The organism is Kitasatospora sp. NPDC057542 (assembly GCF_042801945.1).
Taxonomy (GTDB): domain Bacteria; phylum Actinomycetota; class Actinomycetes; order Streptomycetales; family Streptomycetaceae; genus Kitasatospora.
Window position 1 is genome coordinate 1 of record NZ_JBHVFE010000254.1, and the last position, 12,547, is coordinate 12,547.

Genomic DNA, 12,547 nt, shown 5'->3' on the forward strand with positions numbered 1-12,547 from the left:
CCTTTCGGCGGGGCCCGGGGGCATGAAAACACCTGGACGAAGTGTCCGATCCGGACGTACAGTCCTGGCATGCCTGCGGAGAACCCCGACCCGCGCGTGCGGACCTGGTCCCCGGTCTGCCGCGCGGTGGCCCTGCTGCTCGGCCCGTACGCCGAGGTGGTGCTGCACGACACCGGGACCGACCGGGTCCTCGCCATCTGGAACCCGATGACCCCCCGGGCCCCCGGCGACCCCTCCCTGCTCGGCGAGCTGGACGGGATCGACCCCTCCGCCCCGGACGTCTACGGCCCGTACGAGAAGCTGCTGCCCGACGGCCGGCGCCTCTCCTCGGTCAGCGCCGTGCTGCGCGACGAGGCCGGAAAGCCCACGGCAGTGCTCTGCGTCAACCTCGACCGGGGCCCGCTGGAGCAGGCCGCCGCCCTGCTGGCGGGCTTCGCCGCCCCCACCGCGCCGCGCCCCGAACCGCTCTTCGAGCGCGACTGGACCGAGCGGATCAACGACGTGATCGGCGGGTACGTCCGCGCCCGGGGCCGCCCGCTGGAGCGCTTCACCCGTGAGGACCGGCTCGCCGTCCTGGGCGAACTCGACCAGGCCGGGGTGTTCGCCGTCCGGCGCGCCGTCCCGGTCGTCGCCACCGCGCTGCGGATCTCCCGTTCCACCGCCTACAGCCTGCTCGCCGAGCTCAAGCAGCACCCCGCAGGCCCTGCGAAGGAGTGCCACCAGTGACCCGGCTCCCCGACTTCCGGCTCGAAACCCACTTCTCGCGCTGGGAGTTCACCGCCCGGTACCACCTCACCGCCTCCGACGCGCAGACCATGACGATGGCCGAGCTGCTCGCCCTGGCCGGCCCCGAGGACCGCGAGGCCTGGGACACCCTGGCCCTCGGCTACACCGAGACCTTCGGCGACCCCGGGCTGCGGCGCGCCGTCGCCGGGATGTACGAGCGGGTCGGCGAGGACGAGGTGATCTGCTTCGGCGGCGCCCAGGAGGGGCTCAACCTCGCCATGCAGGTGCTGCTCGAACCGGGCGACCACGCGGTGGTGCTGACCCCCGGCTACCAGTCCGCCGAGACCATCCCGCTCTCGCTGTGCGAGGTCACCGGCGTCGCGCTGGACGCGGAGCGGGACTGGGCGCTGGACCTGGACGCGGTCGAGGCGGCGCTGCGGCCGAACACCAGGGTGCTGTCGGTCAACTTCCCGAACAACCCGACCGGCAAGGTGATCGACGCCGCCGACTTCGTCCGGCTGGCCGAGCTCTGCGACGAGCGCGGCATCCGGCTCTTCTCGGACGAGGTCTACCGGGGGCTGGAGCGCGACCAGGCCCGCACCCTGCCGCAGGCCGCCGACCTCTCCGAGCGGGCCCTGTCGCTCAACGTCACCTCCAAGTCGCTCGGCCTGCCCGGCCTGCGGATCGGCTGGATCGCCTGTCGGGACCAGGAGCTGCGCTCGCGACTGGAGCGGGCCAAGCACTACACCACGATCTGCAACTCGGCGCCGAGCGAGGTGCTGGCCCGGATCGCGATCACCGCCCGCGAGCACATCCTGGCCCGCAACCGCGCGATCATCGCCGAGAACCTGCCGCTGTTCGACGCGTTCTTCGCCGAGTTCGCCGATCTCTTCGAGTGGCGCGCGCCGGACGGCGGCTGCGTCGCCTACCCGCGCTACCTGGGCCCGGACGGCGTGGCGGAGTTCTGCACCGCACTGGTCGAGCAGGCGGGCGTGCTGCTGCTGCCCGCCGGAATCTTCCGCTCGGAGCTGACCCCGACCCCGGCCGACCGCTTCCGGATCGGCCTCGGCCGCCGCGACCCGGGCCCGGGCCTGGCGGCCTTCGGCGAGTGGCTCCGCAAGCGCTGACCGGCGCCACCGCACCGCGAACGGCCGGGCCCCGGCCACCGAATCCCCTCGGTGGCCGGCGCCCCGGCCGTCATGACTGCTGCCCGGGAGTGCTCAGAGCTTCTGCCAGGCCGGCTTGGCCGCGTAGGTGTCGCGGAAGTAGTCGGCGAGCTTGAGGCGGGAGGCGGCCGCCTCGTCCACCACCACGGTGGCGTGCGGGTGCAGCTGGAGCGCCGAGGCCGGGACGACCGCGGACAGCGGGCCCTCGACGGCGAGCGCGACGGCCTCGGCCTTGGCCTCGCCGGTGGCGAGCAGGACCAGGTGGCGGGCCTCCAGGATGGTGCCGATGCCCTGGGTGATGACGTGGTGCGGGACCTCGTCGATGCTGTCGAAGAAGCGGGCGTTGTCCTCGCGGGTCTGCCGGGTCAGGGTCTTGATCCGGGTCCGGGAGGAGAGCGAGGAGCAGGGCTCGTTGAAGCCGATGTGGCCGTCGGTGCCGATGCCGAGCAACTGGAGGTCGACGCCGCCGGCCTCGGCGAGCGCACGGTCGTAGGCGGTGGCCGCCGCGGCGACGTCGGACGCGTTGCCGTCCGGGCCCAGGAAGGAGTCCTCGGTCAGGCCGAGCGGCTCCACGACCTCGCGCAGTACCACCGAGCGGTAGGACTCGGGGTGGCCGGAGGGCAGGCCGACGTACTCGTCCAGCTGGCAGATGCGCGCCCCGGCGGCGTCCAGCCGGCCGTCACGGACCCGCTCGGCCAGGGCCTGGTAGATCGGCAGCGGGGTCGAGCCGGTCGCCACGCCGAGCAGGGCGTCGGGCTTGTCGGTCAGCAGATCGGTGATCGCCGCGGCGATGAGTTCGCCGGCCGCACGGGCGTCAGGGACGATCACGATTTCCATACTGGGTCCACCGTTCTGAGGCGAGTCTGAGGTCTAGACCTCCGAGGTCTAGACCAGTTTGCCGTGAAGGGGTGCCCCAGGTCCACCCGGGTTCGCTCCCCGGGAGGCGCTCCGGCTCCTGCCTCTTCCGCCTGGTGGGGGCGGTCGGGGCCGGTCGTCGGGACGGGTGTCCCGGCGGCCGGCCCCGGTGCGTGTGCCGTCTACTGCTGCCCGCTCCCCGGTCGTCCGGACGGCTGCCCGGTCGTACGGACGGCACGGGGGTGGCGGGTGCGGTGCCTCAGCGGCCCCGCGGTCAGAACGGGTTGGTGCAGGTGGTGACCTGCTTGGTGACGTCCAGCGCCGGGCCGGCGGTCGCGCAGATCATGCGGGGGGCGGTGGCGGTCACCCGCTGGGTGACCGCCTTGGCGGAGCCGTACTGCACGGTGGTCGCGCTGGCGACCGTCTCCCACGGGCCGCCCCAGATGGCCTGGGTGCGGACCTTGACCTGAACCATCGTCAACTGACCCGGGTCGGCGCTGACCTGGGCGACGCCCACGATGCCGCCGCCGTCGACCTGGTGCGAGACGCAGGGCCGGTTGAGCACCGTGGCGCAGGCCGCGGTGTCGGTCCCGGACGTCGCGGTGGCGGCTATGGCCGGGGCTGCCGCCAGGCCGGTGATCCCTGCCGCCGCCATCACCACAGCTGCGATCCGAGTGCGCATGATACGAACCTCCTTGGAAATTAAGGGAATCTCACTGAGTGAGATGAGTCTTGCACACATCATGGACGTCGTGCGTGTGCGTTGCGTCACACGCATGGTGACCGTTCAACTACATTCTGCGATCGTTCGCCGGATGTTCAGCACACGGACAACTCCAGGCCTGACGGATGATCAACTCGTGGGCGGCATCACCATCCGCCGCCCGGCCGTCGCCCCGCCGTCCACCGGCACCGAGGCGCCGGACTGGTAGACGAAGTCGTCCGAGGTCAGCGCCAGGATCGCCCGGGCGATCTCCTCCGGCTCGGCCATCCGCTCCAACCCCTCGATGTTCAAAGGGCCGTAGGCCTTCCTGAACTGCGCCCAGGCCGCGTCCGGGATGCCCGGCGGACGGACGAACGCGGTGTCCGTGGTGCCCGGGAGGATCGCGTTGACCCGGATGCCCCGCGTTCCGTACGCCAACGCCGCCGCCTTGACCAGCCCTTGAACAGCCCTTTTGCTCGCCGTGTACGCGCCGCCGTTCGGCCGGGCCTGCTCGGCGGCGGAGGAGGCGGTGCAGACGATCACCCCGCGGCCGGCCTTCAGCATGTGCGGGATCTGGTACTTGAGCGCCAGGAACACCCCGCGGGCATTGGTGTCCAGCACGTCGTCCCACTCGGCCACGCTCAGCTCGTGCAGCAGCTTGGAGCTGCCGATGCCCGCGTTGTTGACGGCGATGTCCAGCCCGCCGTACCGGGCCGCGACCTGCTCGGTGAACCGTTCGACCTGGGCCGGGTCGCGCACGTCGGCCGGGAAGTACGAGGCCTCGCCGCCGGCTTGGCGGATCTCCTGCTCGACCTGCCGCCCGAGTGCCGTGCGCCGGCCGCAGAAGCCGACCAGGGCGCCCTCCCGGGCGAAGGCCAGCGCGGCCGCCCGGCCGATGCCCGAGGTGGCCCCGGTGATCACCACCGCACGGCCCTCGAAGCGCGCCCCCGGGCGCCCGTCGGAACGCTCCGCGGATCCGGCCGGCGTCCCGCGGCGCTCGCGCGGATCGGCCTGGGCCTGCCCGGCGCCCAGGGTGGTGGCGGCCGCCCCGGCGAGGCCCAGGGCGGAGGCGCCGAGCAGTGCCCGCCGGGCCGGTCCGGCGGTGGAAGTCGAGGAGGATATGGGGGAATTGGTGTCCATGGCGGGAGCCTGGCAGGGCCCGCCCGGGGCCGCTTCGGCCGGCCGGCCGGACCTCCCGGCCGGAAGGAGGAACCCCCTCCTCCCCGGGGAGGACCGCAATGCGGGCCCCACCGGGCAGGGTCGGCGGTGTCCCATCACCCGTCCGGGTGGCGGTTTGCCTCCGTGACGAATCGGACGGATACCATCGACCCGATCCCACGGAGGTGCTGCGTGGACACGGTCATCGTGCAACTACCCGGCCCGGAGCCCGAGATGGCGCCGGGCGAGGCCCCCGGCCTGCTGCGGATGGGCCCGGGCGAGGCCGCGGTGTTCGGGCGCGGGGAGCCGGGCCGGCCGGTCCCCATCCCGCTGCCCGACCAGGGCGTCTCCCGCCGGGCGGGAGAGGTGGCCGCGGCCGAGGACTACTGGCGGCTGTCCAACTTCAGCACCACGTCCACCTATGTGGTGGAGAACCTGGAGGGTGCGGGGGAGCACATCAAGGTGGCGCCCGGCCGGCTCGGCGCGCCCGTCCCGTTCGAACTCTCCCGGGTGCTGCTGCCCGCCCTCGGCGAGCCCGCCGCCTTCAAGGTCTTCGCCCCGCAGCACGCCTACCTCGACGGCCGTCCCGGCGGCGCCGACGGCGAACACACCGTCAGCCCGTTCGCCCTGGACCCGACCGCCAAGTACTTCCTGGTCCTGCTCGCGCTCTGCGAGCCCCGGCTGCGCTCGCCCTCCGCCGCGGCCGTCCCCGGGGTGACCGAGGTGCTCGCCCGCCTGCGTGCCCTGCCCGGCTGCCGCGGGCTGAGCCGTTCGGCGGTGAACTACCACATCGACTACCTGGTGGAGACCAAGCTGAGGCTGCGCGAGCCGTACGAGGAGGGGGCGGGCGGCGGCAAGCGCGAGGAGTTGGTCGCACTGGCGCTGAGGTTCGACCTCGTCCGGGAGGAGCACCTGGCCCTGCTCCCGTCCCGGCGCGCGGTCGCCCGGCCGTGACGCGCCGCGCCCGACCCGAGCCGGACCCGCCCGGCGACGGCCCGGTGCCCGGCGGTCCGCCCTTCGCGGTCCCGGAGGGCTACCCGATCGCCGGCTACCGGCTCGGCGCCTTCCTCGGTGCGGGCGCCTGGGGCAGCGTGCACGCCGCCGAGGGCCCCGACGGCAGCCCTGCTGCCGTCAAGATCCTCGGTGCGGCCCGGTTCAGCCCCGGCCAGCGCCGGACCGTGGCCCGGATGGCCCGCAGCGAGCAGTGCTTCAGCCGCCGCGCCGACCACCCCCACCTGATCCGCACCCTCGCCGTGGTCACCGTCGAGGACCCGGACCACCCGGCGCTGGACGGCGCCGTCGCCCTGGTGATGGAACGTGCCGCCCGCAGCCTCCAGGATCTGCTGGCCGAGGCCCGCCCCGGGACGGCGGTGCCGGACGCCGAGCGCATCCTGACCGAGGTCTGCGCCGGGCTGACCCACATGCACCGGGCCGGTTGGGTCCACGGGGACCTGAAACCGGCCAATGTCCTGCTGATGCCCGACGGCACCGCCAAGATCGCCGACTTCGGCCTCACCGCCGAGCTGGAGGGCACCCACGCCTACGCCCCGCCGCTCGGCTCGCCCGACCACGTCCCGCCCGAGTGGTGGTCCGAGCGCACCGGCGCCCGCGGCGTCGCGGTGCGCCCCAGCGCCGACGTCTGGGCCTTCGGCGTGATCGCCCACCAGCTGCTCACCGGGGGCCTGCACCCCTTCCTCGGCGCCACCGCCCGGGCCCGCTCGCTGGCCGCCCAGGCGTACGCGCGGGGCGCCGCGCCGCTGCGGCTGGACGAGGCGCTGCCGGTGCGCTGGCGGGCCGTGGTCACCGCCTGCCTCGCCCCCGGACGGGAGCAGCGGACCCGGACCGAGCCGGCGGCGCTGGTCGCCCGGGCCACCGCCCGGCCGGCCCGGCGCCGACGCGCCGCCGTTCGGGCCGGTGCGGGCCTGCTCTCCTGCGGGCTCGCCGTCCTCGCCCTGGCCGGCGGGCCGGAGCCCGGCGGGCCGGGCGCCGCCCCTCGCGCGGTGCCCCCGCCGTCCGGCGCGATCCCGGCCGGCTCGGACGTTCCGGTGGCCTACCGGGGCGTGATCGACAGCACGGCACGGCGCTGCCCCGAGCCGGAGGTCACCCCGGTGCTGCTGGCCGCCATGCTGAAGGCCGAGAGCGGCTTCGACCCGAACGCCGCCCGACCGGAGACCGGCGAGTACGGCATCGCCATGTGGACGCCCTCCGTCTTCAAGGCGTGGGGCGAGGCCGCCACCCACGCCGGCCCCACGTCGTACTGGGACCCGGGCGACGCGATCGCGGCGATGGGCAACTACGCCTGCTGGCTCGACCAGCAGATAAAGCGCCACGGCTTCACCCGCGACCTGCCCGCCCTGGTCGTGGCGGCCTACCGGACCAGCGACAAGACCGTGGCGGCCGCCGGAGGCGTCCCGGAACGGGTTCGGATACATGTCGACAAAGTCATCCGGTACCTTCACGACTACGGTGGGTGAGCGGCGAAACGGGATGAGTTATGCCACATCCATACGTATCCCGGCGCGGGCACCCGGGTGACCGGCCTCCAGTCTGGAATCCTCGGCGGCATGATCACGAAGCTCCGCGCGGGTGCCGCGCAATGGACCGTCGTCGTTCCGGTGGTGTCCTTCCTCGTCCTCGTCCTGACCTGGCACGAGGAGCTGCCCGGCTGGGTGGTGGCGGTGGTCGCCTGCTTCCTGGTGGGCGCCGTGCTGTCCGCCGTGCACCACGCCGAGGTCATCGCGCACTGGTCGGGGGAGCCCTTCGGATCGCTGGTCCTCGCGGTGGCGGTCACCGTGATCGAGGTCGCACTGATCGTGACGCTGATGGCCGACGGCGGGGACAAGTCCGCCACGCTGGCCCGGGACACCGTCTTCGCCGCCGTGATGATCACCTGCAACGGCATCCTGGGACTGTCCATCCTGGTCGCCGCGGTCAAGTACCGGACCGCCGTGTTCAACGCCGAGGGCACCGGCGCCGCGCTCGCCTGCATCGCGACCCTCGCGACCCTCAGCCTGGTGCTGCCGACCTTCACCACCAGCACGCCCGGCCCGCAGTTCTCGACCACCCAGCTCACCTTCGCGGCCACCGCCTCGCTGGTGGTCTACGGACTGTTCGTCGCCACCCAGACCGTCCGGCACCGGGACTACTTCCTGCCCGTCACCCCCGAGGGCCGGGTGCTGGACGAGGAGGACCACGCCTCCCCGCCCACCCTCCGGGCCGCCGGGGTCAGCCTGCTGCTGCTCGCCGTCGCCCTGGTGGCGGTGGTGGGCCTGGCCAAGGGCGTGTCGCCGACCATCGAGAAGGCGGTGGACGACGCCGGGCTCCCGCACGCCGTGGTCGGCGTGGTGATCGCCATGATGGTGCTGCTGCCGGAGACGATCGCGGCGCTGCGCGCGGCCGTCCGCAACCGGGTGCAGACCAGCCTCAACCTCGCCCTCGGCTCGGCGCTCGCCAGCATCGGCCTGACCATCCCGGCGGTCGCGATCGCCTCCAGCTGGCTCTCCGGCCCCCTTGTCCTCGGCCTCGACCCGGCGCACATGGTGCTGCTGACCCTGACGATCGTGCTGCTCACCCTCACGGTCATCCCGCGCCGGGCGACTCCGCTCCAGGGCGCGGTGCACCTGGCGGTGCTGGCGGGGTACGTGGTGCTGGCGTTGAACCCGTGAGGGCGCGCCGGCCGTAGTCGAGAGTGGAAGCCTCTGGCCCGTTCCCCCGCGCGGCCAGGGGCTTCCGGCGTTCCCGGGGCCGGGTCGGGGGTGCCGGTGGGGTCGGTGATGTCGGCGGTTCCGGTGGTGCGGTCGGTGAACCCGGGGGGAGCGTCCGGCCGTGGTTCCGGGTGAGGGCCCTGGCCCGCCCCCGTGGCCAGGGCCCCTCGTCGATCCCGGTGCGACCGCCGGTGAACCCCCGAGGGGGTGCGCGCCGTGGAACGACGGGGAGCCCCTGGCCACGCAGCTGCTCGCGGGCCAGGGGCTCGGTGGTGCCGCGGCTCAGTCGCGGCATGCCGCCCGGGAAGGCCCGGGCGGGTGTGTCAGGAGTCGGTGCGGCGACGGCGGGTGTAGACCACCGCGCCCGCGCCGCCCAGCAGCAGCACGGTGCCGGCGCCGGCGTAGAGCAGGGTGCCGTCACTACCGGTGGTGGCCAGCTTCTTGCCGTCCGCGGCGGCGCCCGGGATCGGGGTGGGCACGCTGACCTTGTCGGGCATGATCAGCGGCTGCTCCGGGTTGACCGGGGTCTCGGTGGTCGGGACGTTCACCGGCACGGTGGCGGTCGGCGCGCTGGACGGGGCCGGGCTCGGGGTGCCGCTGGGTGCGGTGGTCGGCTCCTGGGTGGCCGGGGTGGTGGCCGGAGTCGTCGCCGCCGGGCTGGTCGGGGTGGTGGCCGGAGTCGTCGCCGCCGGGCTGGTCGGGGTGGTGGTCGGAGGCACCGGGGGCTTCGGCGTCTCGGTGGGCTGCGTGCTCGCGCTCGGCGAGGCCGGGGTCGTCGCGGGCGTCGTGGCCGGGGTCGTCGCCGGGGGCGTCGCGGGCGTCGTGGCCGGGGCCGACGGGCTGTGCGAGGGCACCGAGGTCGGGCTCGCCGGCGGCGTCTTCACCGGGGTCGGCGTCACGGTCGCCGAGGGCTTGCCGGTCGGGACCGGAGGCTGCCCGCCGCAGTCGACCTTGAACACCTTGTGCTTGGGGTTGTTGAGGTCCGGCTTCTTGGGCAGCTTGCCGTCCACCAGCTCGACCGACTGCCAGTAGAGCTTGTAGTGGCCGTCCGGCAGGTGGATGTCCTCGGTCCGCACGTGCCCGTGCGGGTCGACCGGGAGGTCGCCCCACGCGGCGAGCGTCTCGCCCTTGGGGCCGACGGTGGCGATCGCCCAGATCACGTCCTGGTTGGCGTCGAAGCCGAAGGAGTCCAGGTAGAAGGTGCAGACCTTGGGCTCGTTGCGCACGTCCTCCTGGCCGGTGGCGGCGTCGTGGATCTTGACGGTGCCGTTGTTGCCGGGGGCGCCGCCCTTGCCGCCCGAAACGGCGTGCGCGGCGGGGGTGAGCAGCATGAGCGCGGCGGCGGTCGGGACGGCCACCAGGGAGCGCGCGGCGGTGGAGCGGAGGTGCATCGGAGTTCCATCGGGTACGGCAGGCCGGGGCGGGCCCGCGCGGCGGGGAAGGAGCCTCCGGTCGGCCGTTCGGCAGGAGCCGGTGTCGTGCGACGGGAGGGGCACAAGAGTTCCCGCAGCGGGAAACGTGACGCAAGGGAGGTTTGGCCGAAATGCATCGCTGAAGGCGATTGGTCCGACTAGTCCGTCATAACGATCCGATCACCCGATTGTCGGGACTTCGTGTGCGTTCGACCCTGGTGGGCGGTCAACTCCGCTCCCCGGTCCGGCAGGTGGTCCCGGACGGCCGTGGTGGCCGGTATTGACCGGTTCGCGGCAGCGGACTGCGTGTCGGGGCGGCGGGTCGGCGCCGGGGTTCTCTATCGTCCGTCCGGGACCGCCCAGCCCGCAGCCTCCGCTGCGTGTACAGCCGATCCGACCCGTGGGAGAGTGCGATGCCCGGCCCAGAGCAGACCGTCCCGGAGCCGACCGGCGAGGCCGGCGGGCAACAGACCGGTGGGCAGCAGACCGGTGGGCAAGAGACCGATGGACGACAGGCCCACGAGCGGCGGCCGGGGACCACCCGGGACGGGGTGCCCGTCCGGCCCGAGGGGTCCGTCGGGGGTGAGAGGCCCGTCCGCGCCGGGGCGACCGTCCGGGCCGGGGAGAGCGTGAAGGCCGGGGAGACCGTCCAGGCCGGGGGGAGCGCCGACGTCATCGTGGTCGGCGCCGGGCCGGCCGGCTCCACCGCGGCAGCCCACCTCGCACGGACCGGACTGGACGTCCTGCTGCTGGAGAAGTCCGTCTTGCCGCGTGAGAAGGTCTGCGGGGACGGCCTCACCCCGCGCGTCGTCAAGCAGTTGACCGACCTCGGCATCGACGTCTCCGAGGAGGCCGGCTGGCTGCACAACCGGGGCCTGCGGCTGGTCTCCGGGCGCCGCTCGCTGGAGTTCGACTGGCCCGAGCTCTCCGCCTTCCCCGGGTTCGGGCTGGTCCGGCGCCGCGCCGACTTCGACGAACTGCTCGCCCGCAAGGCCGCCTCGGCCGGTGCCCGGGTGGTCGAACGCGCCAATGTGACGGGCCCGTTGCTGGACGAGCGGACCGGCCGGATCACCGGCGTCACGGCCAGGCTGGGGGAGGAGCGCCGGCCGGTCGCCTACCGGGCCCCGATCGTGGTCGCCGCCGACGGCAACTCCACCCGGCTGTCGGTGGCGATGAAGCGCTACCGCCGCACCGACCGTGCGATGGGCGTCGCGTACCGGACGTACTTCACCACCCCGCGCCACGACGACCGCTACCTGGAGGCCTGGCTCGACCTGCGCAGTCCCACCGACCCGGCCCGGCGCCTGCTGCCCGGCTACGCCTGGGTGTTCGGCATGGGCGACGGCACCGCCAACGTCGGACTCGGGGTCCTCGACACCGCCAAGGCGGAGGTGGACTGGCGGGAGCTGCTGCGCCGCTGGTGCGACGGCCTGCCGCCGGAGTACGGCTACACCCCCGACGGGGTCACCGAGCCGATCCGCGGCGCCGCCCTGCCGATGGGCCTCAACCGCCAACCCCACTACGCCGACGGCCTGCTGTTGGTCGGCGACGCGGGCGGCACGGTCAGCCCGGGCACCGGCGAGGGCATCGCCTACGCGATGGAGTCCGGCCGCTACGCCGCCGAGACCATCGTCCAGGCCCTCGCCCGCCGCACCGACCGCGGTCGCGAACTCGCCCTGCGCGCCTACCCGCAGGCGCTGCGCTCCGCCTACGCGGGTTACTTCGCGCTCGGACGCCTGGCCGCCGAACTGCTGGGCCGCCCGAAGCTGCTCGGCACGGCGGGGGCCGCCGGGCTCGGCCACCCGGCGCTGCTGAAGGTGGCGTTCCGGCTGATGGTCAACCTGACCGAGCCGAACTCCAAGGACGCCCTCGACCGGCTGCTCCACCTGCTCGGGCGGGTCGCCCCGGGGAAGTGACCCGGCCGCACCGGACCGCTCATCCTGATGGACGGACGGTCCCGGTGTCCCGGGTTCGGCCGAATCCGCGGAGCCGAACGCCCAGTCGCACGGATCGTGTTGACGAATGATCAGTGAATCCGATTGCCTGGTGTCGAACCAGCCACGGAGGGTGAGTGCGACGACCCTCCGTGGCTCCTTTCTCGACCGCTGACCCGTTCGACGGAGACACCGTGCGCCTTCGCCTGCTCGTCGCGCCGCTCGCCGCGGCCACCGCCCTCACCGCCCTGAGCACTCCCGCCGCCGTCGCGGCCCCGGCGGCCACCCCCTCCGACCAGTGCTCCGCCGCCTTCCGCCACGACGACGCCCGCCTCGGCCCCGCAGACCTCCCGACCACCGGCCCGGTCGGCCGCCAGCTCATCGGCTACCAGCGCACCGGCGGCGCGAGCGACCAGGACTTCCTGGCCAGGTACTACGACCCGGCCGGCAACGGCGGCAAGGGCGGCTGGACGTACCCGCCGGCCGACGGCTACGTCACCCTGCCCGACGGCAGCCCGATCGAGTTCGACCTCACGCTCTACCCGAACCAGAACATCGACCGCTACGGCAGTGAGTACGGAGCGTTCCTCGCTCCCGAGGGCCTGCCCTACGCCAACCGCGCGATCCCGCCGCAGAGTCTGGACGGCAACCCGCCGGCCGCCTGCAACTACCACGACTACAAGGTGGTCAAGGCCTTCACGGTGCACGCCGGCCCGATCGCGCCCTGGTTCAACCAGCCCGGCTGGGGCCTCCAGTACCAGCTCGACGGCGCCCTGCTGCCCGGCGGTCCGGCCAGGCTGAACGTGCTCTGGCTGGTGGAGAACGGATACCTGGCCCGGATCTGACCCCGCCCCACCTGAACGGCGGCGCCCGGTGCCCGGCCCCGGCC

11 protein-coding genes are annotated in these 12,547 nt (G+C 73.9%); 7 read left to right on the top strand and 4 right to left on the bottom strand.

The features are described 5' to 3' along the window. Positions 1-69 precede the first annotated feature (69 nt). Positions 70-726 (top strand): transcriptional regulator, encoded by a 657-nt coding sequence (locus ACFU7Y_RS27275; RefSeq protein WP_224281849.1) that lies wholly within the window; start codon positions 70-72, stop codon positions 724-726. Further along, positions 723-1,853, top strand: a complete 1,131-nt coding sequence (locus ACFU7Y_RS27280; RefSeq protein ID WP_224281851.1) for an aminotransferase class I/II-fold pyridoxal phosphate-dependent enzyme — start codon at positions 723-725, stop codon at positions 1,851-1,853. Before ACFU7Y_RS27275 ends, ACFU7Y_RS27280 begins: the two co-directional genes overlap by 4 nt. 93 nt (positions 1,854-1,946) lie before the next feature. Here ACFU7Y_RS27280 and nagB read toward each other — a convergent pair whose 3' ends face one another. The 3 genes from nagB to ACFU7Y_RS27295 all read right to left on the bottom strand — a co-directional run bounded on the left by nagB (position 1,947) and on the right by ACFU7Y_RS27295 (position 4,590). Next, a complete protein-coding gene (gene nagB, locus ACFU7Y_RS27285; protein ID WP_224281852.1) occupies positions 1,947-2,729 on the bottom strand; it encodes a glucosamine-6-phosphate deaminase in 783 nt (260 codons plus the stop codon). Positions 2,730-3,021: 292 nt separating this feature from the next. Next, positions 3,022-3,429, bottom strand: coding sequence for a hypothetical protein (locus ACFU7Y_RS27290; protein ID WP_380769956.1), 408 nt, complete (start codon positions 3,427-3,429; stop codon positions 3,022-3,024). A 171-nt stretch (positions 3,430-3,600) separates the two neighbouring features. Next, entirely contained in the window at positions 3,601-4,590 is a 990-nt protein-coding gene (locus ACFU7Y_RS27295; RefSeq protein WP_380769957.1) for an SDR family NAD(P)-dependent oxidoreductase, read from the bottom strand. A 210-nt stretch (positions 4,591-4,800) separates the two neighbouring features. Here ACFU7Y_RS27295 and ACFU7Y_RS27300 point away from each other — a divergent pair, with 210 nt between their 5' ends. The 3 genes from ACFU7Y_RS27300 (at position 4,801) to ACFU7Y_RS27310 (ending at position 8,273) form a co-directional block, all read left to right on the top strand. Continuing rightward, positions 4,801-5,562: a serine/threonine protein kinase gene (locus ACFU7Y_RS27300; protein WP_224285589.1), complete on the top strand. Its 762-nt coding sequence runs from the start codon at positions 4,801-4,803 to the stop codon at positions 5,560-5,562. Continuing rightward, positions 5,559-7,082 carry a serine/threonine-protein kinase gene (locus ACFU7Y_RS27305; protein WP_380769959.1) on the top strand — a complete coding sequence of 508 codons (1,524 nt, stop codon included), beginning with the start codon at positions 5,559-5,561 and terminating at the stop codon, positions 7,080-7,082. The genes ACFU7Y_RS27300 and ACFU7Y_RS27305 overlap by 4 nt, the downstream gene beginning before the upstream one ends. Before the next feature lie 90 nt (positions 7,083-7,172). After that, the gene (locus ACFU7Y_RS27310; protein ID WP_224283410.1) at positions 7,173-8,273 is read left to right on the top strand and encodes a calcium:proton antiporter; all 1,101 of its coding nucleotides are present in this window, start codon (positions 7,173-7,175) and stop codon (positions 8,271-8,273) included. A 362-nt stretch (positions 8,274-8,635) separates the two neighbouring features. On the opposite strand, the gene ACFU7Y_RS27315 is transcribed toward ACFU7Y_RS27310, so the two are convergent. Beyond that, positions 8,636-9,703 (bottom strand): LPXTG cell wall anchor domain-containing protein, encoded by a 1,068-nt coding sequence (locus ACFU7Y_RS27315; RefSeq protein ID WP_380769960.1) that lies wholly within the window; start codon positions 9,701-9,703, stop codon positions 8,636-8,638. A 434-nt stretch (positions 9,704-10,137) separates the two neighbouring features. Here ACFU7Y_RS27315 and ACFU7Y_RS27320 point away from each other — a divergent pair, with 434 nt between their 5' ends. Further along, positions 10,138-11,640 (top strand): geranylgeranyl reductase family protein, encoded by a 1,503-nt coding sequence (locus ACFU7Y_RS27320; protein ID WP_380769962.1) that lies wholly within the window; start codon positions 10,138-10,140, stop codon positions 11,638-11,640. Between the two features lie 212 nt (positions 11,641-11,852). Continuing rightward, positions 11,853-12,503, top strand: coding sequence for a TNT domain-containing protein (locus tag ACFU7Y_RS27325; RefSeq protein ID WP_224283407.1), 651 nt, complete (start codon positions 11,853-11,855; stop codon positions 12,501-12,503). The last annotated feature ends 44 nt before the right edge of the window (positions 12,504-12,547 follow it).